Genomic DNA, 25,855 nt, shown 5'->3' with positions numbered 1-25,855 from the left:
TGCCCGGCACCAGCCAGGAGTACGGCGGCATCATCAAACACGGCGCCAAGCTGCTCTACGCGTATGCCGAGTGCACCGTGCCCAAGATCACCGTGATCACCCGCAAGGCCTACGGCGGTGCGTACGACGTGATGGCCTCCAAGCACCTGCGCGGCGACGTGAACTTCGCCTGGCCTAACGCCGAGATCGCAGTGATGGGCGCCAAGGGCGCGGTGGAGATCATCTTCCGCGAAGAGAAGAAGGACCCGGCCAAGCTGGCCGAGCGCGAGGCCGAATACAAGGCCCGCTTCGCCAACCCCTTCGTGGCCGGCGCGCGCGGCTTCATCGACGACGTGATCCTGCCTTCGGAAACCCGCAAGCGCATCTGCCGCTCGCTGGTGATGCTCAAGGACAAGAAGATCGAGAACCCGTGGCGCAAGCACGGCAACATCCCGCTGTGAACTGGAACACCCCCGCGCCGCTTCGCGTCACCCCCTCAAGGGGGCGACACCAGCAGCCCGGCAAAGCCGGTTCTGCGGTGTCCGCTGGATGGCGGCTTCGGCACTCCCACATTTGAGAATTAGGACATCACCATGTTCAAGAAAATCCTGATCGCGAACCGCGGCGAGATCGCCTGCCGCGTCATCGCCACCGCCCGCAAGATGGGCATCGCCACCGTGGCCGTGTACTCCGAGGCCGACAAGGAAGCGCGCCACGTGCAGCTGGCCGACGAGGCTGTGCTGATCGGCCCGGCGCCCTCGCGCGAGTCCTACCTGGTGGCCGACAAGATCATCGCGGCCTGTAAGGCCACGGGCGCCGAAGCGGTGCACCCGGGCTACGGTTTCCTGTCGGAGAACGAAGCCTTCGCCAAGCGCTGCGAAGACGAAGGCATCGCTTTCATCGGCCCGCGCCACTTCTCCATCGCGGCCATGGGCGACAAGATCGCCTCCAAGAAGCTGGCCAATGAGGCCAAGGTCAACACCATCCCCGGCTACAACGACGCCATCGAGTCGGCCGAGAAAGCCGTCGATATCGCCAAGGGCATCGGCTATCCGGTGATGATCAAGGCCTCGGCCGGCGGTGGCGGCAAGGGCCTGCGCGTGGCCTTCAACGACAAGGAAGCGCTGGAAGGCTTCACCGCCTGCCAGAACGAGGCGCGCAACAGCTTCGGCGACGACCGCATCTTCATCGAGAAGTTCGTGCAGGAGCCGCGCCACATCGAGATCCAGATTCTGGGCGACAGCCACGGCAACGTGATCTACCTGAACGAGCGCGAGTGCTCGATCCAGCGCCGCCACCAGAAGGTGATCGAGGAGGCGCCGTCGCCCTTCATCAGTGACGCCACCCGCAAGGCCATGGGCGAACAGGCCGTGGCGCTGGCCAAGGCCGTGAAGTACCAGAGCGCCGGCACGGTGGAGTTCGTGGTCGGCAAGGACCAGGACTTCTACTTCCTGGAGATGAACACCCGCCTGCAGGTGGAGCACCCGGTGACCGAGTGCATCACCGGCCTGGACCTGGTGGAGCTGATGATCCGCGTGGCGGCCGGCGAGCCGCTGCCGCTGACCCAGGCCGACGTGAAGCGCGACGGCTGGGCCATGGAGTGCCGCATCAACGCCGAAGATCCGTTCCGCAACTTCCTGCCGTCCACCGGCCGCCTGGTGCGCTTCGACCCGCCCAAGGAGACGATGTGGCAGGCCGACACGGCCCACAAGCACGGGGTGCGCGTGGACACCGGCGTGTACGACGGCGGCGAGATCCCGATGTACTACGACTCGATGATCGCCAAGCTCATCGTGCACGGCAAGGACCGCAACGACGCGATCGCCAAGATGCGCGAGGCGCTCAACGGTTTCGTGATCCGTGGCATCAACAGCAACATCCCGTTCCAGGCCGCGCTGCTGGCGCACCCGGATTTCGTTTCGGGCAACTTCAACACCGGTTTCATCGCCTTGCACTATGCCCACGGCTTCCGTGCCGAGGACGTGCCGCACAGCGACCCGGACTTCCTCGTGGCCCTGGCCGCCTTCGTGCGCCGCAAGAGCCGCGAGCGCGCCACCGGCATCAGCGGCCAGCTGCCGGGCTACGGCGTCAAGGTGGGCAAGGACTATGTGGTGGTCAGTCTGGCCGCAGATGGTCAGCACAAGTACACCGCGGTGCACGTGGACGAATTCGTCGGCGAAACCGGCTACGCCTCGGTGCAGGTCGGTGAGAAGCGCTACAAGATCAGCTCGCCTTCGCGCCTGAACGACATCGTCATCAATGGCGAGGTCAATGGCGAAGCGTTCACCGCCCAGATGGAGCGTGGCTCGCCGCGCAATCCGTTGTGTCTGGTGGTGCAGCACAACGGCACCAAGCTGGAGACGATGGTCATGTCGCCGCGCATGGCCGAGCTGCACCGGCTCATGCCCTTCAAAGCCGCGCCGGACATGAGCAAATACGTGCTCTCGCCCATGCCGGGCCTGCTGGTGGATGTGGCGGTGCAGGTCGGCCAGAAGGTGCAGGCTGGTGAACGCGTGGCCGTGATCGAAGCCATGAAGATGGAGAACGTGCTGTTCGCCGCGGCCGACGGCGTGGTGGCCAAGGTGCTGGCGTCCAAGGGCGAGAGCCTCGTCGTCGATCAGCCGATCGTGGAGTTCGAGAAATGAAAGGCACGCCCCGTCCTTTCAAAGTCCTCGGCGTCCAGCAGATCGCCATCGGTGGCCCCGACAAGCTGCGGCTGCAGACGCTGTGGGTGGACATGCTGGGTCTGGAGAAGACCGGCACTTTCCAGAGCGAGCGCGAGAACGTGGACGAAGACATCTGCGCCATCGGCAGCGGCCCGTTCAAGGTCGAGGTCGATCTGATGCAGCCCATCGACCCCGAGAAGAAACCGGCGGTCCACAACACGCCGCTCAACCACATAGGCCTGTGGATCGACGACCTGCCGGTGGCGGTGGCATGGCTCACGGCCAATGGCGTGCGTTTTGCGCCCGGGGGCATCCGCAAGGGCGCCGCGGGCTTCGACATCACCTTTTTGCACCCCAAGGCGAACGACGAGTTCCCGATCGCGGGCGAGGGCGTGCTGATCGAGCTGGTGCAGGCGCCGCCGGCGGTGGTGAGCGCGTTCGCACAGCTGGCGGGCCAGCCGAACTGAGATCCAACGAGGCCGAGGAGACCGACGCCGCCCCGGTGTGAACCGGGCGGCGTTTTTTCATGTCCGCGAGAGGCTCACTCGCAAATCATGTAGGTCTTGGTCAGGGGCTCCAGCACCTCGAAGGCACCTTCAAAGCCGGGCGGGATGTAGATCGCTTCGCCCGGGCCGGCTTCCTCGAAGCCGCCTTGCGCATCGTGCACCCGGCAGCGCCCTTCGAGCACGGTGAACAGCTCGCGCTCGGTTGGCCCCATGGCGATGCGCCAGTGGCCCGGCTCGCAGCGCCAGACGCCGCAGAACACCTGCCCGGCGGGCAGACCGGCCTCGACCAGGTTCCAGGTTTCGCGCAGCGGGTTGCCGCGCAACAGGCGTTCCGGGCGCGGGTGGTCGGTGCTGGGCGGGCCCTCGGGACGGGCGGTGAGTTTGATCAGACGGGAGGTGGTGGCCATGCCCGGATTGTGCCCAGCGCGGCCGGGAAGCCAAGGGCTGGCGGGCTTTTGTGGCGTTTTTCAGGGCACAGGCGATGCGGCGGGTCCGTAACCTCTGGTCCTACTCACCCACCGGCTGGCCGCCGTTTTCAGGAGAACGCCATGAACGTCCCATCTCCGTCCATGTCATCCGCCCAGTCGGCAAGTCTGCCTGCGCACGATCTGCTGTCGCAAGGCGACCAGCGCTGGGCACAGCAGCCGCAGACCTGGCGCGAGCGCGAACTGGCCATGCCCTGGCCCCCCGAGCTGCTGGAAGACTTCACCTTGCGCATGGCCGGTCATGGCATGTGTGTGAGCCGCGCACTGATGATGTGCGACCGCCGCTACGCCCTGCAGCAGCTCAAAGATGCCCACAACCTGGCCGACGACGCCCTGCGCACGATGGCGGTGCAGCTGTTCCGCCATTTCGAAGCGCGCCAGTCCGGCATCCGCAGCATCCACTGACGCACCCCGGTCAGCGGACGCCCCCCGATGACATCTGCCTCAAGCTCGGCTCTGGACAGCCGATAGCCACAGAACAATGAACGGTGGAGTACCTGCACATGTTTTTTCTGAAACCGCTGCGCCCCGGCGTGCAGCTCATGCGTCTGCTGCGTCTGCCCACCAAGCTGGGGGTGCTGGCGCTGGTGCTGTTCGTGCCGCTGGTGATCATCAGCCTGCTGCTGACGCAACGCGTCAACGATTCGATCACATTCACCGAGGCGGAGATCCACGGATCGCAGCTGGTGCAGCGCCTGAGCGCGGTGGTGGTCGACGTGCAAAAGCACCGTGGCCAGACCAACATGCTGCTGTCAGGCGATGCCGGCGCCCGCGCGGCGCTGCAAGCCACCCGCCAACAGCTGCAGACCGGGCTGGCGGCGGTGGACCAGGCGCTGGCCGAACGGCCCGACTTCGACCTCGCGGGCGAATGGAAGCCCTTGCGCCAGGCCGTCGGCGAACTGTCGGCGAGCGAGCAGATGCCGGCGCCCGAATCCTTTGCGCGCCACAGCACGCTGGTGCGCGATCTGCGCCTGTTCATCTACACGGCGGCGGAACGCTCCAACCTGTTGTTCGACCCCGATCCGGCGAGCTATTTCCTCATGGACATGGCGGTCAGCCACGCGCCGCGCTGGGGCGAGCTGCTCGCCCAGGCCCGTGGCCTGGGTGCCGGGCAGCTGGCCAGCACCGAGCGCGACCCGCAGGTGGTCAACCGGGTGGTCATGCTGATCGCCGATGCGCAGGCGGCCACGGCCGACGTGCTGCACTTGCAGCGTTTTGCGCAAAAGTACGGCCAGGGTGAACTCAAGGGCGAGCAGACCGCGCAGTCGGTGCAGGCGTTCCTGAACGGGGCCTCCCAGGCGATGGGGCCGCAGGGCGGGCAGTCAGCCGCGGACTACTTCGCCGCCGGCACCCGCGCCATTGCCGCCGTGACCGACTACCAGCAGGCGGTGCAGACCCAGCTGGACACCCTGCTCAGGCAGCGGGTGGACCAGGAACAGCGCATGCTGATTTTTTCGCTCGCAGCGATGACCGCCGGGCTGCTGGCGGTGCTATACCTGATGCTGGCCTTCTACTTCAGCTTCGTCATCGACTTCCGGCAAGCCATCGACGCGATGCGCCAGACCGCCGCGGGCAATCTGCGCACGCACATCAAGATCCGTGGGCGCGACGAACTGGCCGAGTTGACCGAGCTGCTGGAGGGCATGAACGCGAACCTGTCGGCCATGGTGGCCGAGGTGCGCAGCAACTCCGCCTTGGTGGCGTTTTCAGGCAAGAGCCTGGCCGCCGGCAACCGCGACCTGGCCGAGCGCACCGAGCAGCAGGCGGCCAACCTGGAGCAGACGGCGGCCAGCGTGCAGGAACTGTCCAGCACGGTGCACCAGAACGCCGAAACGGCGGGCGATTCTGACGCCCAGGCGGCCAAGGTGCGCGACGTGGCAGAGTCGGGCGCGCAGTCCATGGGGGCGGCCGTGGCGTCGGTGGAGGTCATCCAGAAAAGCGCTCAGCAGATGAACGAAATCGTGGGGGTCATCGACAGCCTGGCCTTCCAGACCAACATCCTGGCGCTCAACGCGGCGGTGGAAGCCGCGCGCGCCGGTGAGCAGGGCCGGGGCTTTGCGGTGGTGGCCAGCGAGGTGCGCACCCTGGCGCAACGCTCGGCCGCGTCGGCTAAGGAAATCCGCCAGCTCATCCACGCCTCGGGCGAACAGGTGGCCGGCAGCGTCTCGCAGATCCGGGCGGCCGGCAGCAACATGACGCAGATCGTCAACGGCGTGCGCGGCGTGGCGAGCAACATGTCGCTCATTTCGGCCGCCAGTGCCGAGCAGAGCAGCGGCCTGACCGAAATTTCATCGGCCGTTGCCCAGCTGGACCAGATCACCCAGCGCAATGCCCAGATGGTCGAACGCGCGGTCAGCCAGTCCAATCTGCTGGAGCGTCGGGCGGCGCACCTGTCGCAGGCGGTGTCCAGCTTCATGCTGCAGCAGGGCACGGCCGAAGAGGCCATGGACATGGTCAACCGCGCTCTGGAGCTCCGCCAGCGCGTGGGCCGCGACAGTTTTGTGCGCGACCTGACCGATCCGGGGCAGGGCTTCTTCGACCGCGACATGTATGTCTTCGCGCTTGACGGCGCCGGTGGCTACCGCGCCTTTGGCGGCAAGCCCGAGAAAGTCGGCTCGCGCGTGCAGGACATCACCGGCGTCGATGGCCAGGCCTTGCTGGAAGCGATCGTGCTGCAGGCCGAGTCCGAGCCAGGCTGGGTGGAGTACGAGATCACCAACCCGTCGACCGGACGCGTCCAGACCAAGATGTCTTACGTGGTCAAGGTGGACGACCTGTACGTGGGCTGCGGCGTGTACAAGTCCATGGTGGCGGTCTGAGCCGGTGAGTGTTGCGCCAGCGGGCTTTAGCCCTGCTGGCTTTCGCGTTTGGCCTTGGCGCGGGCCAGCGCGGCTTCGATCACCGCGCGCTTCTTGTCCAGCGTGGCCGGGTCGGTGTGCAGCGAATGTGCCGCCAGGTCGGCGAACTTCATGCGCGCCTTGGCCTCCAGTGCCGCGGCCTGTTCGCGCTCCTCGCGTTGCAGCCGCTGGTGCCGTGCTTCGTAGCGGCTGCGCGCCAGGTCGGCCTGCTCAGCACTCCAGGCCTGCCAGCCGGTGCGCTCGCCGCTCACCACCTCCAGGGCAATGCAGTCCACCGGGCAGGCCGGGATGCACAGCTCGCAACCGGTGCAATACGGTTCGATGACGGTGTGCATGTGCTTGTTGCTGCCGACGATGGCGTCGGTCGGGCAGGCTTTGATGCACAGCGTGCAGCCGATGCACCAGTCCTCGTCGATCACCGCCAGGGTCAGCGGGCCGTCAATGCCGTTGGCCGGATTCAGCGCCGTGACCGGCTGGCCGGTGATGGCCGCCAGCCGGGCAATGCCCTCCACACCGCCGGGCGGGCACTGGTTGATGGCCGCCTCGCCCGCGGCGATGGCCTGGGCGTAGGCCGCGCAGTCGGGGTAGCCGCAGCGCGTGCACTGGGTCTGGGGCAGGGCGGCGTCGATGCGCCGTGCGAGCGGATTCATGGCCGCGAATATACCGGCGCCCTGCGCCCGGGCCTCTGCGCGATCAGGCGCGCGGGCTCTTGCCCTTGCGGGCTGAGGTGGCTTTGCTGGCCGGCTTCTGGGCCGGCACGGTTGCGACCGCCGTCGGCTTGGCGGTCACCGCTTTGGTCGCAGCGGTTTTGGCCACCACGGTCTTGGCGGCAGGCTTGCGCGCCGGTGCAGCGACGGGCGTCACCACGGATGCTGGAGCCGCTTCAGCGGCCACCTTGCCCGGCTGGTGGGCCAGGATGAAGCTCTTGACCACCGGGTACACCATTTCGCGCCAGCGGCGGCCACTGAAAATGCCGTAGTGGCCAGCACCCTTGGCCTCGTAGTGCATCTGGTGCGCCTTGGGGATGCCGGTGCACAGCCGGTGTGCGGCGGCCGTCTGCCCCGAACCCGAAATGTCGTCAAGCTCGCCTTCCACGGTCAGCAGACCGGAGTGGGCAATGTCCTCGGGGCGCACGCGCTCGATCTGGCCCTTTTCGTTCTTGACGTCCCAAGTGCCGTTGACCAGCTTGAAGTCCTGGAACACGGTCTGGATGGTTTCCAGGTAGTAGTCGGCGTCCATGTCCAGCACCGCGTTGTACTCGTCGTAGAACTTGCGGTGGGCTTCGGCGCTTTCGTTGTCGCCCTTGATCAGGTCCTGGAAGTAGTCGTAATGGCTGCTGGCGTGGCGGTCCGGGTTCATGGCCACAAAGCCGGTGTGCTGCAGGAAGCCGGGGTAGACGCGGCGACCGGACCCTGGGAAGCTGGTGGGCACACGGTAGATGACGTTGTTCTCGAACCAGCTGTGGCTGCGCTGCGTGGCCAGGTTGTTCACCGAGGTCGGCGACTTGGTCGCGTCGATCGGTCCGCCCATCATGGTCATCGACAGCGGCGTGGTTTCCCCCCGGCTGGCCATCAGCGACACGGCCGCCAGCACCGGCACCGTGGGCTGGCACACGCTCATCACATGGCAGTTGCCGTAGGTCTTCTGCAGGTAGCGGATGAACTCCTGCACATAGTTGACGTAGTCGTCGAGGTGAAACTCACCTTCGGACAGCGGCACCAGGCGGGCGTTCTTCCAGTCGGTGATGTAGACCTTGTGGTCCTTGAGCATGGTCTTGACCGTGTCGCGCAGCAGCGTGGCGTAGTGGCCCGACAGCGGCGCGACGATCAGCACCACCGGCTGGCCCTTGAGCTTGCTCAGCGTGGCCGCGTCGTCGCTGAAGCGCTTGAAGCGGCGCAGCTCGCAGAACGGCTTGTCGATTTCGATGCGCTCAAAGATCGCCACGTCCACGCCGTCCACGTCCACCGTCGTGATTTCGAACGCCGGCTTCTCGTAGTCCTTGCCCAGGCGGTGCATCAGGTCGTAGCCGGCGGCCACGCGCTGCGCCATGGGCAGCTGGCTCAACGGCAGCACCGGGTTGTTGAACATCTTGGCGGCAACTTCGGCCAGGTCTGCGAACGGCTCCATCAAGGAGCGCTGGGTTTCGTACAACTGGTAGAGCATGGTGGGGCAAAGGACGGTTATGTTGCAGTGCAATATAACAGTTTGCTTCTCTGTGCATGAGGGTGAAAACACCTAAATTCCGAGCCCATCTGTCACCTTTGTGAAAGGTTTCATCGGGCTGTCGCAGCGAGGCAACCGGTGGGCCGCTGCCCAAAAAAAAGGCCGCTACAAGAGCGGCCTTGGCGGGGCAGTGAATGTCCAGGATCAGATGACCTTGGCGATCGCCTGGCAGACGTACTCGATGTTCTTGCTGTTCAGGGCGGCCACGCACATGCGCCCGGTGTCGGTGCCGTAGACGCCGAATTCGCTGCGCAGGCGCACCATCTGGTCCTTGGACAGGCCGGAGTAACTGAACATGCCGATCTGGGTGGTGATGAAGGACATGTCCTTGGCCACGCCAGCGGCCCTCAGGCCGTCCACCAGCTTCTGCCGCATGGCCTTGATGCGCACGCGCATCTCGCCCAGTTCCTTTTCCCACAGGGCGCGCAGCTCGGGGTTGCCCAGCACGGCGGCCACGATGGCGCCGCCGTGGGTCGGCGGGTTGGAGTAGTTGGTGCGGATCGCGATCTTGAGCTGGCTCAGCACGCGGTCGGTTTCTTCTTTGTTGCTGCCGACCACGCTCAGAGCGCCGACGCGCTCGCCGTACAGGCTGAAGCTCTTGGAGAACGAGGTCGACACGAAGATGTTCAGGCCGGCGGCCACGAACTTGGCGATCACGGCGCCGTCTTCGGCGATGCCGTAGCCAAAGCCCTGGTAGGCCATGTCGAGGAAGGCGGTCAGCTTGCGCGCCTTCACGGCCGCGATCACCTGGTCCCACTGGGCGGCGCTGATGTCGTAGCCGGTCGGGTTGTGGCAGCAGGCGTGCAGCAGCACGATGGTGCCTTCGGCGGCGGCGTTGAGCTTGGCCAGCATGCCGTCGAAGTTGATGCCGCCCAGGCCGCCGTTGGCACTCTGGTCAAAGTAGGGGTAGGTGTCGACCGGGAAGCCGGCGTTGGTGAACAGCGCGCGGTGGTTTTCCCAGCTCGGGTCGGAGATCAGCACAGTGGCGTTGGGGCTGAGCTTCTTGAGGAAGTCGGCGCCGATCTTCAGGCCGCCGGTGCCGCCAATGGCCTGCACCGTGGCGACGCGGCCGCTCTTGACCACCTCGGAGTCGGCGCCGAACACCAGACCTTTGACGGCGGCGTCGTAGGCGGCGATGCCGTCGATGGGCAGGTAACCGCGCGCGGTCGGCTTGTCCATCATGGCCTTTTCAGCCGCCTGCACGCACTGCAGCAGCGGCAGCTTGCCGTTGTCGTCGAAATACACACCCACGCCCAGGTTGACCTTGTTGGGGTTCGAGTCGGCGGCAAATTGCTCGTTCAGACCCAGAATGGGGTCGCGGGGGGCCATTTCGACGGCAGAGAAAAGAGACATGCTGAAGATCCCGAGATGTTGGAGGAAAACCATCATTTTATGTGGCCGCCAGCGCGCCGCCAGGCTTGCCGTGGCGCGGGATCCGCAGCGGGTCCAAGGATGTTCCTCATTTCGGATGAGCGCTTACAAATTCACGGGTGCCAACTGACATGGGTCTGCGGTATATTCATTTGAGTGTTAACTTTTATTAACATTTGGCGCTTCAGGAGGTCTTGAATCATGCAAAAACATGCACCTTTCGCTTGGCAGCGGGTTGCGCTTCCCGTGATGGCCGCGGCACTGGTCACCGCCGGTTTGACGGGATGTGCCACGCGGTCCGCCGAGCTGCCCGCTGCGCCTGCGCAAGCCGCATCACCCGACTACAACTACCTCGTGGGTCCGGGCGATACCTTGAATATCAACGTCTGGCGCAACCCCGAACTCTCTTCCACCGTGCCGGTCCGTCCCGACGGCAAGGTGTCCACACCGCTGGTGGATGAATTGGTGGCCCAGGGCAAGACCCCGGTCCAGATCGCGCGCGATGTGGAGAAAGCCCTGGCCAAGCTGGTGCGTGATCCCGTGGTGACGGTGATCGTGACCAACTTTGTCGGCCCCTACAGCGAACAGATTCGCGTCGTGGGCGAAGCGGCCAAGCCCCAGTTTCTGCCCTACAAACAAAAAATGTCGGTCATGGACGTCATGATTGCCGTGGGCGGACTGACCGACTTTGCCGACGGCAACAAGGCCACCATCGTCCGCGCGGCAGAAGGCAACAAGCGTTACAGCGTGCGCTTGCAGGACTTGGTGCGTCGTGGCGATATTTCGGCCAACGTCGAGATGCTGCCGGGCGACGTGCTGATCATTCCGCAGGGCTGGTTCTGATCCGTTGCCAACGGCTGTGATTCAGGTCTCGCGCGTCGGCGAGGCGGGGTGTTTCTTTTTCAGGGATCGGTCGAGAGGCCGCACGCATGCAAGAACTGCTTCAACAACTGAACTCCATCCTGCGCGGGATGTGGAAGTACCGCAGGGTGGGTGTGGCGGTCGCGTGGGTGGTGGCCGCAGCCGGGGCCATCGGCGTGCTGCTGATGCCCGACCGGTTCGAGGCGTCCGCCCGGGTTTACGTGGACACCCAGACCATTCTGCGCCCCCTGATGGCAGGCCTGGCGGTGCAGCCGAACGTGGACCAGCAGGTGACCATGCTCAGCCGCACGCTGATCAGCCGTCCCAATGTGGAAAAGCTGATCCGGATGGCCGACCTCGATCTGGCGGCCAAGTCCAAGCCCGAGCAGGACAGGCTGATCGACGCGGTGACAGCCGACTTGTCCATAAAAACCACCGGGCGCGACAACCTCTACACCCTGTCGTACCGGGGCGCAAACCCGGACAGAGCATTGCGAGTGGTGCAGTCGATGCTGACCATCTTTGTCGAGTCGAGTCTGGGGGACTCCAAGAGCGACTCCGACAGCGCCCGACGGTTCATTGAAGAGCAGATCAAGAACTACGAAGCCAAACTCAGCGAGGCCGAGTCCCGCCTGAAGGAATTTCGGCTGCGCAACATCGACCTCCAGGCCCAGGGCGGGCTGGACATGGCAGGGCGCATTGCCGAGATCGGATCGACGCTCAACCAGGCGCGGCTGGAATTGCGTGAGGCCGAAAGCGCGCGTGATGCGGCGCGCCGGCAGCTGGAGCAAGAAAAAGCCTCGCGCAAAAGTGCCGCCCGCGTCCCGGCCGCGAGCCTGGCAACGCCCGAGCTTGACACCCGCCTGGCGACGCTCAAAAGCAACCTGGATGCGTTGATGCAGCGGTTCACCGAGGCCCACCCTGATGTGACCAATACCCGTCGCATGATCCGCGAACTGGAAGATCAAAAGAAACGTGAGATCGCAGACCTGCAGAAGCAGGCCGAGGCCAATCCGCAGGTGCTGGTGGACAGTGATCCGGTGCTGTCCGATCTCTCCAGGGTGGTCTCGCAATCGGACGTTCAGGTCGCCTCGCTGCGGGCACGGGTGGCCGAGTACGAATCGCGTGCACGCCGTGCGCAGGAGCAGATGAAGCTGGCGCCGCAGATGGAAGCCGAGTTGGCGCAACTCAACCGCGATTACGAAATCCACAAAAAGAACTACGAGGACCTGGTGTCCCGTCGTGAATCGGTCTCCATGAGCGGGGAGCTCGATCAGGCGTCCAGCATGGCGAACTTCCGTGTGATCGACCCGCCCCGTGCTGAAAACCGGCCCGTGGCTCCGAACCGCGTGCTCTTGCTGCCGGCGGTGCTGGTGGCGGCACTCGCGGTGGGCGCGGGAGTGACGTTCCTGATCAGTCAGATCCGCCCCGTGTATTTCGAAGCTGGCAGCCTGCGCGCCCATGCGCAGCTGCCGCTGCTGGGCGTGGTGACTCTGATCCGAAACGATGCGGTCCGTCGGCGCGAGTCGCGCAGTCTCAAGCGCTTCATCGCCTCGCTCGTTGTGCTGGTATTGATTTTTGTGATCGGCATGGCATTTCTTTCCTACATGGCCAGCACAGGAAGGTAAGAGACCATGTCCACCTTGATTGAAAAAGCCGCCCAACGTCTGGACCAGCTGCGGCAGGCCGGGGTCGCGATGCCTGAGCCAGCGGTGGCGCAGCCACCTGTGGTGGCTGGCGTGCAGGCTCCGCGGGTCGAGCAGGTGCCAGCGTCCGAGCCTTCTCCCGTTTCACGTCGCATCGAGTTTGATCTGGATCGGCTGCACTCGATGGGCTTTGTGACGCCGGCGGCGCCTCGCTCCCTGGCCGCTGACGAGTTCCGCGTCATCAAGCGTCCTTTGCTGGACAACGCCAGCGGAAAGAGCGCTGCGCCCGTGGCCAATGGCAATCTGATCATGGTCACCAGCGCCATGCCCGGCGAGGGCAAGAGTTTCACGGCCGTCAATCTGGCCATGAGCATGGCCATGGAGCTGGACTACCGGGTGTTGCTGGTCGACGCCGATGTGGCCAAACCCTCGCTCATGAAAACCCTGGGACTGCCCCCCAGTCCTGGGCTGCTGGATCTGTTGCTGGACAAACGCACCGACATGGCCGATGTGATGTTGCGCACCAATGTCGAGAAACTGACCCTGCTGCCCAGTGGCACGCCACATCCGCGGGCGACGGAGCTGCTGGCCAGTGACGCCATGACGTCGCTGGTCGAAGAGATGGGACGTCGGTATCCGGACCGGGTGATCATTTTTGACTCGCCGCCGCTGCTGCTGACCACCGAATCCCGTGTGCTGGCCACGCACATGGGGCAGATCGTGATGGTGGTGCAGGCCGAGAAGACATTGCAGTCGCAGGTCCGGCATGCGCTGACCACCATCGAAGCGTGTCCGGTCAAGATGATGGTGCTCAATCAAGCGCGCGGCGGGGACCAGGCTGCATATGGATACGGGTACGGCTATGGCTACGGGCAGGAGAGTTCGACCAAAAAGAAGCGTGACAAAAAGGAAGTGGCCGCATCCTGAGCGTGCACAGAGAAACGACATGCTGCAACCGAGCCCGTTCCTTTTGCCCGCTGTTCCTGCACGCGCTGCCCGGCAGGTCTTGCGGTGCGGGTGGTGCCTCGGCGCTTTGGCCCTGGTATCGCCCTGTGCCATGGGGCAGGACGCCCAGTCGCTCTGGGTGGAAGGGCGCGTGTCCGCCGGCTTGACGCTCAGCAGCAACGGCCCACAGACGCCGGACGCGCGCAGCGAGCAAGTCATTGAGGTCAGTCCTGGCGTGCGGGTGGTGGCCAATGGGGCGCGCGTCAAAGGTTCGCTGGACTATTCGCTGCGAGCGATGCACCACATTCAGGGGACCAGCGACGACCGCCTGCGTCACGCCCTCAATGGGCAGGGGAGCCTTGAGGTCTGGGATGGTCGTGCGTATGTCGATGCGTCGGCCGTGGCCAGCGAAGAAGCTGTTTCGGCCTTCGGGCCCAGCGGTGGCAGCGGTATCTCCAACAACAACCGTTCCGCGACCTTCAGCTACCGCTTCTCGCCGTACCTCAAAGGCCGTCTGGCCGGTGCCGCCGATTACGAATTGCGCTACGCGCTGGCCGGGTCGGACACCCGTCAGGCCACGCGGTCCGACAGGCTTTCGCAGGACCTCTCCTTGCTCTTGCAGGGCGTGTTCAACGGACCGTTGGGCTGGTCTGTCCAGGCGCAGTCCGGCACCACGGACTATTCGCAGGATCGCGAGACGCGCGCGGACAGCGTGCGCCTCAATCTGAACTACACCGTCACACCACAGCTGATGCTGACGGCCTCGGCGGGTGTCGAACGCAACGACGTGCTCAGCGTGCAGCGCGAGTCGTACCGCATCGCCGGTGTCGGCGCCGACTGGCGCCCGTCTCCCCGCAGCCGCCTGTCCCTGGATCTGCAAAAGCGGTACTTCGGCCATGCGCACAGCTTGCAAATGGAACACCGCACGGGGCTCACCCTGTGGCGATTGCGCGATGCCCGTGATGTGAGCAACAGCCCCACGCAAGCGGCGACCGCCTCGCTGGGAACCCTGAACGACCTGCTGGATGCCTATTACCGTACCTTGGAAACCGATCCGATCAAGCGGGCGAAGCTGGTGCAGGCCAACTTGCTGGCGTTGGGCCTTCCCGGCGATACCGAGGTGTTTCAGAGCTTTTTGGCGTCATCGGCCACGCTGGCGCGCACGCAGAGCCTCTCGGCCATTTTGCAAGGGCGCCGCACGGTGGTGACCGCGACGCTCAGTCGCAGTCGCACCAGCCGCTTGCAGTCGCTCATCTCGCTGGGCGACGATTTCGACAGCAGCGACTTCGTGCTGCAACAGGCGCTGGGCCTTTCGGTGGGGCATCGCCTGACACCTCTGACCTCGGTCAGTGCCGACTGGAGCCTGCAGCGCAACGAAGGCAGCCTGGCCAGCCAGAAGACCACGAACACCAGCCTGACCCTGCGCTTGAATACCCAACTGGCCCCCCGCACCTCGGGCAGTGTTCAGTTGCGCCGCACGGTGCAGGACAGCCCGACCAGCCCCTACGGCGAGACCTCCATCGCGGGCATGGTCCATCACCGGTTCTGAACCATGTACGAAGCCTTTTATGGGCTGAGCCGAAAACCCTTTCAGCTCAACCCCGATCCCCAGTTCTACTTCAGCAGCAAGCCGCACCGGCGGGCACGTTCGTACCTGGTGTACGGCGTGATGCGGGGTGAGGGGTTCATTGTCATCACCGGTGAGGTGGGGGCCGGCAAGACCACCATCGTGCGCGACCTGCTCGACAGCCTGGACACCAACAGCGTGGTCGCGGCGCACCTGGTCAGCACCCAGCTGGGTGCAGAGGACGCGCTCAAGCTGGTGTGTGGAGCGTTTGGGGTGCCGGTGCGCGGTTCCGGCAAGGCCGACCTGCTCATGGCGCTGGAGGCCTTTTTCATCACCCAGACCACGCAAGGCAAGCGTTGCCTGCTGATCGTGGACGAGGCGCAAAACCTGCAGCCGCTGGCGGTGGAAGAGTTGCGCATGCTCTCCAATTTCCAGTTTGGTGACCAGGCTCTGCTCCAAACCTTCCTGGTCGGGCAGCCCGAGTTCCGCGAGATCCTGCAAGGCCCGGGCATGCTGCAGCTTCGCCAGCGCGTCACCGCACGCTGCCACCTGGGGCCGCTGGACGAAGAAGACACGCGTGCCTACATCGAGCACCGCCTCAAGTGCGCCGGTGCGACCGACAGCCCGACGTTTGATCCGGCGGTGTTTCACGTCATCCACCAGTTCTGCGGTGGCATCCCGCGCCGCATCAACACCTTGTGCGACCGGTTGCTGCTGCAGGGGTATCTGGCCGAGTCCAGCCACTTCTCGGTCGAAGACGTGAACGAAGTCATCGTGGAAATGCAAGCCGAAAACGCGGGGCCGGACACGAACGCGCTGCCCCTGGGCGATCCCTGGGCGAACCTGCCCGGGCAACCGGTCTCAAGGCCAGCACCACTGGTGGACTTTGGTGACAGCGGCATGGGTGCTATCGATCCTTTGCTGACCGATGACCTTGGGCGCCAGCTGACCCAGATGTCGGCCATGCAACTGAGCGACCGGCTGCTGCGCATCGAGCGCAGCATGTTGCGTCAGGAGCGTCTGGGCCTGGAACTGCTCGAAGTGCTGCGGCGCTTCTCGGCTGCCGGTCGCCTGCGTGCGGGGCCTGACGTGCCGCCGCCTGAACGTTGAGGCGGGAGCCCACATGACGCCCAGCCGCATCACCAACGCGCTGACCATCGACGTCGAGGACTACTTTCAGGTGTCCGCGTTTGCACCCTACATCCGCCGCGATGACTGGGACCGGCGTGAATGCCGTGTCGAGCGCAACGTCGAGCGCATCCTCGATTTGCTCCATCGGCACCAGACGAAGGCCACCTTTTTCACCCTGGGCTGGGTCGCCGAGCGTTATCCGATGCTGGTGCGGCGCATCGTCGATCAAGGTCACGAACTGGCCAGCCACGGCTATGGGCACCAGCGGGCCAGCGACCTGAGCGAGGCCGAGTTCTTCGATGACGTTCAGCGGTCCAAAAACATTCTCGAAGACTTGGGTGGCCAGGCCGTGCTGGGCTACCGCGCGCCCAGCTTCTCCATCGGCGCCGACAACCTTTGGGCGCTGGACACCTTGCTCAAGGCCGGCTACCGCTACAGCTCCAGCGTCTACCCCGTCCGGCACGATCACTACGGCATGCCCGACGCGCCGCGCTTTGCGCACGAGGTGCGGCCTGGACTGATGGAGTTGCCGCCCACCACGCTGCGTCTGTTCGATCGCAACCTGCCGTCCAGCGGCGGCGGGTTCTTTCGGCTGTTGCCGTACAGCATCTCGCGCTGGATGCTGCAGCGGGTCAACGTGCGCGATGCGCAGTCGGCCATCTTCTACTTCCACCCCTGGGAAATCGACGCCCAGCAACCACGTGTGCCGGGCATCGATGCCCGGACGCGCTTCAGGCACTACGTGAACATCGGTCGCAATGAACGCAAGCTCGATCGCCTCCTTCGGGACTTCAGCTGGGACCGCATGGACCGGGTCTTTCTCAACCGCCACCCGCGCGAGGTGTCCGTTGCCTGATTCGGCGAGCCTGCAGATCCATCGACTCGACAGCGGCAACCCGTCGCAGGTGGCGCAATGGGAGGCCTTTGTCGAACACTGTCCTGACGCCACGTTTTTTCACCGCGCAGGCTGGCAAACCGTCATCCGCGACGTGTTCCGTCATGAAACCCACTTTCTGTACGCAGAGCAGGGCGGCCACGTCCTGGGCGTTTTGCCCCTGGCCCGCGTACACAGCCGTCTGTTCGGCCATTCGCTGACGGGGTTGCCGTTCACCGTCTATGGCGGTGTGGCGGCCACCGACGAGAAGGCTGCACAGGCACTGGAAGCCGAGGCGCAACGCATCGCGCAAGCCGCGGGCGTGGACCATCTGGAGCTGCGCCACGTCCGCCGCCGCCACACCGACTGGCCGGTGCAGGACCTGTACGTCACCTTCCGCAAGCCCATCCTGGCCACGGAAGAAGAAAACATGCTGGCGATCCCGCGCAAACAGCGCGCCATGGTGCGCAAGGGCATCAAGAACGGGCTCAGCTCGGCCATCGATGCGGACGTGAGCCGCTTCTTCGCCCTCTATGCCGACAACGTGCACCGCCATGGCACGCCCGCCATGCCCAGGCGCTACTTCCAGGTGCTCATGGACATTTTTGGCGAGGACTGCGAAGTGCTCACCGTGTGTTCGGCCGAAGGCCGCCCTCTGAGCAGTGTGCTGAGCTTCTACTTCCGCGACGAAGTGCTGCCGTACTACGCCGGGGACGACGAAGCCGCGCGCGACCTGGCCGCCAACGATTTCAAGTACTGGGAGCTGATGCGCCGCGCTTGCGCACGCGGTCTCAAGGTGTTCGACTACGGCCGCAGCAAGGTCGGCACCGGCCCCTACGCTTTCAAAAAGAACTGGGGTTTCGAACCCACGCCGCTGTACTACGAATACCGTCTCTACAAGCGCGAGAGCATTCCGCAGAACAACCCGTCGAACGCCAAGTACAAGCTGCTGATCGCCACCTGGCGCCGCATGCCCCTCGGGCTGGCCAACTGGCTGGGGCCCTTCATCGTGCGCAACCTCGGTTGAGAGCCTGAGACCCACCAGAACCCCGATGGCCAACGTCCTCTACCTGGTGCACCGCCTGCCGTACCCGCCCAACAAGGGCGACAAGGTGCGGTCTTACCACCTGCTGCGGCACCTGCAGAAGCAGCACCGTGTGTTTCTCGGCACCTTCGTCGACCACGCGGACGATGAAGCGCATGTGGCGACGCTGGCGGCCCTGTGCCCCGACCTGCACGTCGAACGCCTGAACCCGGCGCTGGCCAAGCTCAAGAGCCTGAGCGGTCTGCTGCAGGGAGAAGCCCTGTCGCTGGCCTTTTACCGCTCGCCCGGCATGCAACGCTGGGTGCGCGAAGTGGCGGCTGCGCAACCGCTGCAGGCCAGCGTCGTGTTCTCGTCGGCCATGGCACAATACGCGCTGCCGCTGCTGCCGCTGCTGCCGGGCGTGCCGGGCGTGCCGATGCTGGTCGATTTCGTGGATGTCGACTCGGCCAAGTGGACCGCCTATGTTCCGCAACACCGATGGCCCATGTCCTGGGTCTACGCCCGGGAAGGGCGGGAACTGCTTGCCTATGAGCGCGCGGTGACGGCGCAATCGCAGCATGCCTTCTTCGTCACACCAAACGAAGTGGCGCTGTTCACACAGGCGGCACCGGAGTGCCGTGACAAGGTGTCCAGCCTGTCCAATGGCGTGGATGCCGAGTTTTTCGCTCCAGATGCGGCCTTGCCGAACCCGTTTGCCGGCAACACCCGCGCCATCGTCTTCACCGGCGCCATGGACTACTGGCCCAACGTCGACGCCGCGGTCTGGTTCGCGTCCGAGGTGCTGCCCGTGCTGCGCCTGCGCCAACCCGACCTGACGTTCTACATCGTTGGCCGCGATCCGGCTCCCAAGGTTCAGGCGCTGGCCAGCCAGCACGTGGTGATCACCGGGACGGTGCCCGACGTGCGCCCCTACCTGCAGCACGCTGCGGTCGTCGTTGCGCCGCTGAGGGTGGCGCGCGGCATCCAGAACAAGATTCTCGAAGCCATGGCCATGGCACAGCCGGTGGTGACGGTGTCGTCCTGCGCCGAAGCGATCGGTGCCGGCAAGGACGAAGGCCTGTTCCGCGCCGACTCCACCGAGTCCTTTGCGCACGCCGTTGAAAACCTGCTGGCCGCGCCGAGCACGGGGCGCTACCTCGGTGAACAGGCCCGGCGCCACGTCCTGGCGCACTTCAGCTGGGATGCGCACCTGAGCGGCATCGACCGCTTCATCGACCCGTCGGCGCAAGAGGCTGCCCATGGCGCCTGAACACGCTCTTCGGCCCCAATGGACCCCGGCGCTGATGTGGCTGCTGGCCCTGTGGGCCGTGTTGTTCCTTGCCTACCGCGACACCATCCGCAGCCTCATCGACATCTGGTCCAGCTCCGAGACCTACGCCCATGGCGCGGTGGTGCCGCTGATCAGCCTGTGGCTGGTCTGGCGCATGCGCCACACCGTGGCGTGGCTGGCGCCCCAGCCGGCGCTGTCTGCGCTGGTGCCGATGGCGGGGGCCGCACTGCTCTGGCTGGCGGGGGACATGGTTGCTGTCAACGTGGTCACGCACATCGCCTTCATCACCCTGGTCATTCTGGCCGTTCCGGCGGTGCTGGGCTGGGCGGTCGCCCGTGCGCTGACCTTCCCGCTGCTGTTCCTGTATTTCGCCGCCCCGGTGGGCGACTTCATGCTGCCCTGGCTCATGGACCGCACGGCCGACTTCACCGTGTGGGCGCTGCGGCTGACAGGCATCCCGGTCTACCGCGAAGGCTTGCAGTTCGTCATCCCCTCGGGCAACTGGTCGGTGGTCGAGGCCTGCAGCGGCATCCGCTACCTCATCGCCTCGCTCATGGTCGGCTGCCTGTTCGCCTACCTCAGCTACCGCAGCGCACGCAAACGTTGGCTGTTCATGCTGGTCGCGCTGCTGGTGCCGCTGCTGGCCAACTGGGTGCGCGCCTACCTGATCGTCCTTGTGGGCCATCTTTCGGGCAATGAGTTGGCCACGGGCGTGGACCACCTCATCTACGGTTGGATATTCTTTGGCGTGGTGATCCTGACCATGCTGTTCATGGGAGCTCGTTGGGCCGACCCGGAGGCGCCTGCTCCGATTTGGCCCGCAACGCAGCAGGCCCTGGCGCCGTCGGCGCACAAGACCGCGTGGTGGCCCGTGGCCCTGGCCGCGTTGCTGCTGCTGTTGCCCCACCTGGCCCTGCGCGGTGTGCAGGCCAGCGTGAGCGGCGCACCCGCTGCAGTTGCGCCGCTGGCCGCATCAGCCCCCTGGCAGGCGCAGACCAACCCGGCCAGCCCATGGGAGCCTGCCTTCAAGAACCCGGCGGCGCGCTGGAAAAGCGGTTTTGTTGACCCCGCAGGGCAGGCGGTGGACCTCGACATCAGCTACTACCGCCAGCAAAGCCGCGACCGCAAGCTCGTCTCGTCCAGCAACGTCGTGGTCACCAGCAACGATCCGCGTTGGTCCAAGGTGGACGAGGGTTGGCACAGCACCTCGTTCAATGGGCAGACGCTGCGCGTGCTGCGGACGACCCTGCGCGACGGTTCCGTTGGGCTCACGTCGGACGGTCAGCGCCTGCGGGTCTGGCGCTTCTATTGGGTCGGCGATGCGTTCACCACCAGCGACGTGCAAGCCAAGCTCCGTGGCGTCTTGCAGCTGCTGCAAGGGCAGGGCGATGACGCGGCCATCGTGGCCTTGTCCACCCCGCTGGACGAGCGCCTGGCCGACGACGCGCGCGTGGCCGCTGCCGATCAGGTGCTGGCCGACTTCATGAGCGCACAGGCACAGCCCTTGCGTGCCGCCTTGCAAGCCACCTACGAGGCGCGCTGAACATGTGCGGCACCTCCGGTCTCATCGAGCTGCGCGGTGCCCACGCGGCGCGTTCAGCTGGGCACCTTGCTGACCACGTACCGGTATTTCCCCGACTTCTCGGGTGCGATGTCACCAACGAGTTGCACGTTCACCGAGACGCCTTGCCCCAGTCGTGCCTTGGCGCCGCGTTCGATGGCCGCCAGGTTCGCCCGGTCGAAGCGTTCGTCGGTCACCAGCAGGATGTCGGTGCGATCCAGACTTTCCTGAACAATCTTGAACTGCTTCACGCCGGCCAGATCGCGCACGATGTAGATCAGCGACAGGCCGTGCATCACCGTGCCGTCCTGTGCCACCAGAAAGTCGGTGCTGCGGCCCTGGATTTCCTTGAGCAAGGGCAGGGTGCGGCCGCAGCTGCATGGCCGATCGTCCAGCGTCCCGACGTCACCGGTGCGGTAGCGAATGAACGGAAAGTCGCGCGTGGCCAGGTGGGTCACCACGATCTCGCCGCTCTCGCCGTGCGGCAACACGCGGCCCTGGGCATCGACGATCTCGACCATCACATCCTCGTGCGTCAGGTGCATGCCGCCGCTGGGGCACTGGTGGGCGATGAAGCCCGCGTCGCGCCCGCCGTAGCCATTGGCCACCGGGCAGTTGAACAGGCGTTCGATCAACTCACGCTGATGGTCGTACAGCCGTTCGGAGGTGACAAACGCCACCTGAATGCCCAGGTCATCCAGGCGGATGCCGTGTGCCTCGGCGTGGCGCGCAATGTGCGCAAAGGCCGACGGATAGCCAAACAGCATGGCCGGCCGCGTGCGGCGAATGACGTCGATGAACCCCGCCACCTTCTCGGCCGACATCTCGAACGCCGGCAGCAACTGCGTGCGCATCAACGCATCGCGCCAGTGGCGTATGCGGTCCTGCGAACTCAGCTCGATGGGGGAGCCCCAGAGCACGATCTCGGGGTCGCCGATGTCCACACCCCACCAGCGGGTCGCGCGCCACTTGGCCGCCACGTCATGGCTCACGCGCTCACGGCCGATGAAGAACACCAGCGGCTCGCCACTGGAGCCGCCCGTGTTGAAGCGTGCCAGTCCCTGGGCCTGATCGGACTTCATGGCGTCCGTGTTCGCACGGATGTCGGCCTTGGTCAGGAAGGGCAGGCGCTGCAGGTCGCCGATGCCACCAACGCCTTGCGGGTCAAAGGCCAGTCGTTTGAACAGGTCTCGGTAGTGGGGGACGTGGTCGCTGGCGTGGGTCAGCAGATCACGCAACCGCTTCACACGAAGGTCTTCGATCCGTTCCAGCGGCCAGTACTGGCTGGCCTCCATCTCCTGGCGCACGGCGACCGTCGTGTGCTTCTTGATGCGTTCCTGCAGTGGAAAGAGCAGGTCGGATACGAGGCGGGTTCGGAGCTTCATGCACGCATGTTAGTCGGCCTGGGCGTCACTTTTGGTGCTACAACGGTCCTGCTGACGCGGAAAACGGGCAATCCATGGAGGAACACCATGACTGAACGTAGGGACTACCAGCAACACATCCACGTCTTCCGTGGCTTGGCGATCATGGGCATCGTCATGGCGCACACGATCCCGTCGCTGGACTGGAGCCAAGCGCCGCTGACCAGTCGCTTGATCGATGCGATGGTCAACGAAAGCTCGGTCTTCTTTTTCTTCATCGCGGGCTATCTGTTTCAGCACCTGAGCGCCCGGTTCGTGTTTCGCAACTACCTGCGCCAGAAGCTCCTCACGGTCATCTTGCCGTACCTGATCCTGTCGATCCCGGCGCTCATCGTCTTCACACAATTCACCCAGCGCACCGGCATGTGGCCATGGTTCTACGACCTGCCCGTGTGGGAGCAGGTCGGGCTGTTCCTGCTCACGGGCAAGCACCTGGCACCCCTGTGGTTCGTGCCGACCATCAGCCTGTTTTATCTGGTGGCGCCGCTGCTGCTGTGGGTTGACCGGCGCATGCCGCGCCTGTACTGGCTCATCATCCCTTTGCTGGTTGTGTCCACGTGGGTGGGGCGGGATGGGCCCAATGGCCCGATCGACAAGGCGATGTATCTGTTGCCTGCCTATCTGCTTGGCATGGCGTTTTCGCACCACAAAGACCGGGCCATGGCGCTCGTGCAGCGCTGGTGGTGGGCGCTGCTGATCGTGGTGGCGGTGTCCTGTGCCGGTCTGGTCTTTCAATGGCCGGTGCCACCGCATTACCACATGCCCATGAAAGCGGCCGCCTGTCTGCTGCTGGTGTGGGTGCTGTATCGCCATCACCACCTGGTGGGGCATCGCCTGAACTTCGTGGCCGAAGTCAGCTTCGGTATCTTCTTCATCCACGCGTACTTCATCTCCGCCATCAAGGTGGCGACGGTCTACCTGATGGAAGGTTCGGTCTACAAGGGGGTCGGTGGGGATGTGATTCCTGGCAATCTGCCCATGTTGTTCCTGTATGCGGGGGCAGCACTGCTGCTGTCGACCGCCACCATCTGGGTGGTCAAAAAAATGCTTGGCAAACACAGCCGCAAGCTCATCGGCGCCTGACACATGCGCGTTCTTCACGTCCTTGATCACTCCATCCCGCTGCACAGCGGCTACACCTTCCGCACCGCCGCCTTGCTGCGAGAACAGCGGGCCCGCGGCTGGCAGACCTTTCACCTCACCTCCCCCAAGCAAGGGGCCACGGCACAGGCGCAGGAAACGGTGGACGGGCTGGATTTCTTTCGCACGCCCGCCTTGGCTGCTTCGCCGAGCCTGCCGGTGTGGAACGAGATCCGGCTGATACGGGCTCTAGCGCAACGACTGGAGCAGGTGGTCGAGCAGGTGAGGCCCGACATCATCCATGCCCACTCGCCCGTGCTCAATGCGCTGCCCGCCTTGCAGGTCGGGCGGCGCCACGGCATCCCGGTGGTGTACGAAATCCGCGCCTTCTGGGAAGACGCCGCCGTCGACCACGGCAGCACGCGCGAGGGCAGTTTGCGCTACCGCGCCACCCGCGCGCTGGAAACGCACGCCATTCGGCGCGCTGAACATGTGTTCACCATCTGTGAAGGGTTGCGCGCCGACATCGTGGGGCGCGGCATCCCGTCGGCCAAAGTCACCGTCATCCCCAACGCGGTCGATGTCGAGGGCTTCCAGCTGGCCCAGCCGGCCGACCCGGCCTTGCAGGCCCGCTGGGGGCTCCAGGGCCGCACGGTTCTGGGTTTCATCGGTTCTTTTTATGCCTATGAAGGGCTGGATCTGCTTGTCGCCGCCATGCCGCAACTGGTGCAACAGCGCCCCGACCTGTGTCTGCTGCTGGTCGGGGGCGGCCCGCAGGAAGCGGCGCTCAAGGCCCAGGTGCAGATGCAAGGCCTGACCGACCGGGTGGTGTTCACCGGCCGCGTGCCGCACGCGGAGGTCAACCGGTACTACGACCTGATCGACGTGCTGGCCTATCCGCGCCACTCCATGCGCCTGACCGAACTGGTCACCCCGCTCAAACCATTGGAAGCCATGGCCCAGGGGCACCTGTTTGTGGCGTCCGATGTGGGGGGCCACAAAGAACTCATCCGCCACGGCGAAACCGGCTGGCTGTTCAAGGCCGACGACCGCGACGCGCTCGCGGCCGCCGTGCTGGACATGCTGGCCCACCGCGACCGCTGGCCGCAGCTGCGCGACAACGGCCGCCGCTTTGTCGAAGAAGTGCGCAACTGGCGCAACAGCGTGGCCCACTACGAAGCGCCGTACCAGGCGCTGCTGGCACAACAAGGAAAACCATGAAAGTCATGCTCGTCTTCGGGACGCGTCCCGAAGCCATCAAGATGGCCCCGCTGGTCAAAGGCCTGCAAGCCTGCCCAGACCTGCAAACCGTGGTCTGCGTCACCGCCCAGCACCGCGAAATGCTCGACCAGGTGCTGCGCCTGTTCGACATCGTGCCCGAGCACGACCTCAACATCATGAAGCCGGGCCAGGACCTGTTCGACATCACCGGCAGCATCCTGCACGGGCTCAAAGGCGTGTTCCAGCAGGAACGGCCCGACCTCGTTCTGGTGCACGGCGACACCACCACCACCCTGGCCACCAGCCTGGCGGCCTACTACTCGCGCATTGCGGTCGGCCATGTGGAAGCGGGGCTGCGCACCGGCAACAAGCACGCACCGTTTCCGGAGGAAATGAACCGCAAGCTCACCGGTGCGCTGGCCGACATCCACTTCGCGCCCACCCCCGCCTCACAAGCCAACCTGCTGCGCGAAGGTGTGGTGGCCGAGGCCATCCACGTCACCGGCAACACCGTCATCGACGCCTTGCTGGCGGTGGTGGAGAAGCTGCGCAACGACCCGGCACTGCAAGCCGAATTCGCGCAGCGTTTCAGTTTTCTGGACCCTCGGCGTCGTCTCGTTCTGGTCACCGGCCACCGGCGTGAAAACTTCGGTGAAGGCTTCCAGAACATCTGCAACGCGCTGGCCGACATCGCCGCCGAACACGCCGACGTGCAGGTGCTCTACCCGGTGCACCTCAACCCCAATGTGCGCCAGCCCGTCAACGACATCCTGGCCGCGCGCGGCCTGGCGAACGTCCACCTCATCGACCCGGTGGACTACCTGCCTTTCGTCTACCTCATGGACCGGGCGCACATCATCGTCACCGATTCCGGCGGCATCCAGGAAGAAGCGCCCTCGCTGGGCAAGCCGGTGCTGGTGATGCGCGACACCACCGAACGGCCCGAGGCGGTCGAGGCCGGCACCGTCCAGCTGGTGGGTACCTCACGCGAGAAGATCGTGGCCGAGGCGCGCCGCCTGCTGACCGACACCAAAGCGTATGCCGCCATGTCGCGTGCGCACAATCCCTATGGCGACGGACAGGCGGTGCAGCGGATCGTGGCGCAAGTGCGGGCCTTCGGGGCACGGTTGGCCTGATCGTTC

The 25,855-nt window shown here is 65.2% G+C and carries 22 protein-coding genes; 17 read left to right on the top strand and 5 right to left on the bottom strand.

Annotation, left to right across the window (positions count from 1 at the left end):
* The 3 genes from RMP09_RS06275 to RMP09_RS06265 form a co-directional block, all read left to right on the top strand.
* Positions 1-440, top strand: a 440-nt coding sequence (locus RMP09_RS06275) for a carboxyl transferase domain-containing protein (protein ID WP_310565147.1), incomplete at its 5' end; no start/stop codon positions are given.
* Between the two features lie 132 nt (positions 441-572).
* Positions 573-2,624 (top strand): acetyl/propionyl/methylcrotonyl-CoA carboxylase subunit alpha, encoded by a 2,052-nt coding sequence (locus RMP09_RS06270; RefSeq protein ID WP_310565146.1) that lies wholly within the window; start codon positions 573-575, stop codon positions 2,622-2,624.
* Complete coding sequence (locus RMP09_RS06265; protein ID WP_310565145.1) at positions 2,621-3,112, top strand: VOC family protein; 492 nt, start codon at positions 2,621-2,623, stop codon at positions 3,110-3,112. The genes RMP09_RS06270 and RMP09_RS06265 overlap by 4 nt, the downstream gene beginning before the upstream one ends.
* Positions 3,113-3,186: 74 nt before the next feature.
* On the opposite strand, the gene RMP09_RS06260 is transcribed toward RMP09_RS06265, so the two are convergent.
* Positions 3,187-3,558 carry a cupin domain-containing protein gene (locus RMP09_RS06260; protein WP_310565144.1) on the bottom strand — a complete coding sequence of 124 codons (372 nt, stop codon included), beginning with the start codon at positions 3,556-3,558 and terminating at the stop codon, positions 3,187-3,189.
* 141 nt (positions 3,559-3,699) lie between these two features.
* Here RMP09_RS06260 and RMP09_RS06255 point away from each other — a divergent pair, with 141 nt between their 5' ends.
* On the top strand, positions 3,700-4,041 hold the full coding sequence (locus RMP09_RS06255) for a hypothetical protein (protein ID WP_310565143.1): 342 nt from the start codon (positions 3,700-3,702) through the stop codon (positions 4,039-4,041).
* Between the two features lie 98 nt (positions 4,042-4,139).
* Positions 4,140-6,455 (top strand): methyl-accepting chemotaxis protein, encoded by a 2,316-nt coding sequence (locus tag RMP09_RS06250; RefSeq protein WP_310565142.1) that lies wholly within the window; start codon positions 4,140-4,142, stop codon positions 6,453-6,455.
* Positions 6,456-6,481: 26 nt separating this feature from the next.
* On the opposite strand, the gene rsxB is transcribed toward RMP09_RS06250, so the two are convergent.
* From rsxB to RMP09_RS06235, 3 genes are all read right to left on the bottom strand, one after another.
* Positions 6,482-7,144 (bottom strand): electron transport complex subunit RsxB, encoded by a 663-nt coding sequence (gene rsxB, locus RMP09_RS06245; protein WP_310565141.1) that lies wholly within the window; start codon positions 7,142-7,144, stop codon positions 6,482-6,484.
* A 43-nt stretch (positions 7,145-7,187) separates the two neighbouring features.
* Positions 7,188-8,657: a polyhydroxyalkanoate depolymerase gene (phaZ, locus tag RMP09_RS06240; protein ID WP_310565140.1), complete on the bottom strand. Its 1,470-nt coding sequence runs from the start codon at positions 8,655-8,657 to the stop codon at positions 7,188-7,190.
* Positions 8,658-8,861: 204 nt separating this feature from the next.
* Positions 8,862-10,070 (bottom strand): amino acid aminotransferase, encoded by a 1,209-nt coding sequence (locus RMP09_RS06235; protein ID WP_310565139.1) that lies wholly within the window; start codon positions 10,068-10,070, stop codon positions 8,862-8,864.
* 267 nt (positions 10,071-10,337) lie between these two features.
* Here RMP09_RS06235 and RMP09_RS06230 point away from each other — a divergent pair, with 267 nt between their 5' ends.
* From RMP09_RS06230 to xrtA, 9 genes are all read left to right on the top strand, one after another.
* A complete protein-coding gene (locus RMP09_RS06230) occupies positions 10,338-10,931 on the top strand; it encodes an XrtA/PEP-CTERM system exopolysaccharide export protein (RefSeq protein WP_310565138.1) in 594 nt (197 codons plus the stop codon).
* 86 nt (positions 10,932-11,017) lie between these two features.
* On the top strand, positions 11,018-12,577 hold the full coding sequence (locus tag RMP09_RS06225) for an XrtA system polysaccharide chain length determinant (protein ID WP_310565137.1): 1,560 nt from the start codon (positions 11,018-11,020) through the stop codon (positions 12,575-12,577).
* 6 nt (positions 12,578-12,583) lie between these two features.
* Positions 12,584-13,522 (top strand): XrtA-associated tyrosine autokinase, encoded by a 939-nt coding sequence (locus RMP09_RS06220; protein WP_310565136.1) that lies wholly within the window; start codon positions 12,584-12,586, stop codon positions 13,520-13,522.
* Between the two features lie 130 nt (positions 13,523-13,652).
* Positions 13,653-15,089 carry a TIGR03016 family PEP-CTERM system-associated outer membrane protein gene (locus tag RMP09_RS06215; protein ID WP_310565135.1) on the top strand — a complete coding sequence of 479 codons (1,437 nt, stop codon included), beginning with the start codon at positions 13,653-13,655 and terminating at the stop codon, positions 15,087-15,089.
* A 3-nt stretch (positions 15,090-15,092) separates the two neighbouring features.
* Positions 15,093-16,217, top strand: a complete 1,125-nt coding sequence (locus RMP09_RS06210) for an XrtA/PEP-CTERM system-associated ATPase (protein ID WP_310565134.1) — start codon at positions 15,093-15,095, stop codon at positions 16,215-16,217.
* A 13-nt stretch (positions 16,218-16,230) separates the two neighbouring features.
* Positions 16,231-17,094, top strand: coding sequence for an XrtA system polysaccharide deacetylase (locus tag RMP09_RS06205; RefSeq protein WP_310565133.1), 864 nt, complete (start codon positions 16,231-16,233; stop codon positions 17,092-17,094).
* On the top strand, positions 17,087-18,139 hold the full coding sequence (locus RMP09_RS06200; RefSeq protein ID WP_310565132.1) for a FemAB family XrtA/PEP-CTERM system-associated protein: 1,053 nt from the start codon (positions 17,087-17,089) through the stop codon (positions 18,137-18,139). Before RMP09_RS06205 ends, RMP09_RS06200 begins: the two co-directional genes overlap by 8 nt.
* 25 nt (positions 18,140-18,164) lie before the next feature.
* The gene (locus RMP09_RS06195; RefSeq protein ID WP_310565131.1) at positions 18,165-19,406 is read left to right on the top strand and encodes a TIGR03087 family PEP-CTERM/XrtA system glycosyltransferase; all 1,242 of its coding nucleotides are present in this window, start codon (positions 18,165-18,167) and stop codon (positions 19,404-19,406) included.
* The gene (xrtA, locus tag RMP09_RS06190; protein ID WP_310565130.1) at positions 19,396-20,970 is read left to right on the top strand and encodes an exosortase A; all 1,575 of its coding nucleotides are present in this window, start codon (positions 19,396-19,398) and stop codon (positions 20,968-20,970) included. The genes RMP09_RS06195 and xrtA overlap by 11 nt, the downstream gene beginning before the upstream one ends.
* A gap of 53 nt (positions 20,971-21,023) precedes the next feature.
* On the opposite strand, the gene RMP09_RS06185 is transcribed toward xrtA, so the two are convergent.
* On the bottom strand, positions 21,024-22,373 hold the full coding sequence (locus tag RMP09_RS06185; protein WP_310565129.1) for a phenylacetate--CoA ligase family protein: 1,350 nt from the start codon (positions 22,371-22,373) through the stop codon (positions 21,024-21,026).
* Positions 22,374-22,379: 6 nt separating this feature from the next.
* Here RMP09_RS06185 and RMP09_RS06180 point away from each other — a divergent pair, with 6 nt between their 5' ends.
* Genes RMP09_RS06180 through wecB form a run of 3 tightly spaced genes read left to right on the top strand, consistent with a single transcriptional unit; the run spans position 22,380 to position 25,849 of the window.
* Positions 22,380-23,495, top strand: coding sequence for an acyltransferase (locus RMP09_RS06180; RefSeq protein ID WP_310565128.1), 1,116 nt, complete (start codon positions 22,380-22,382; stop codon positions 23,493-23,495).
* A 3-nt stretch (positions 23,496-23,498) separates the two neighbouring features.
* Positions 23,499-24,713 carry a TIGR04063 family PEP-CTERM/XrtA system glycosyltransferase gene (locus tag RMP09_RS06175; RefSeq protein WP_310565127.1) on the top strand — a complete coding sequence of 405 codons (1,215 nt, stop codon included), beginning with the start codon at positions 23,499-23,501 and terminating at the stop codon, positions 24,711-24,713.
* Complete coding sequence (gene wecB, locus RMP09_RS06170; RefSeq protein ID WP_310565126.1) at positions 24,710-25,849, top strand: non-hydrolyzing UDP-N-acetylglucosamine 2-epimerase; 1,140 nt, start codon at positions 24,710-24,712, stop codon at positions 25,847-25,849. The genes RMP09_RS06175 and wecB overlap by 4 nt, the downstream gene beginning before the upstream one ends.
* Positions 25,850-25,855 lie beyond the last annotated feature (6 nt).

It is taken from the genome of Hydrogenophaga sp. (assembly GCF_031426985.1).
GTDB lineage: Bacteria > Pseudomonadota > Gammaproteobacteria > Burkholderiales > Burkholderiaceae_C > Hydrogenophaga.
The sequence above is the reverse complement of the archived record's forward strand: the minus strand, read 5'-3'. Positions and strand labels throughout refer to the sequence as shown.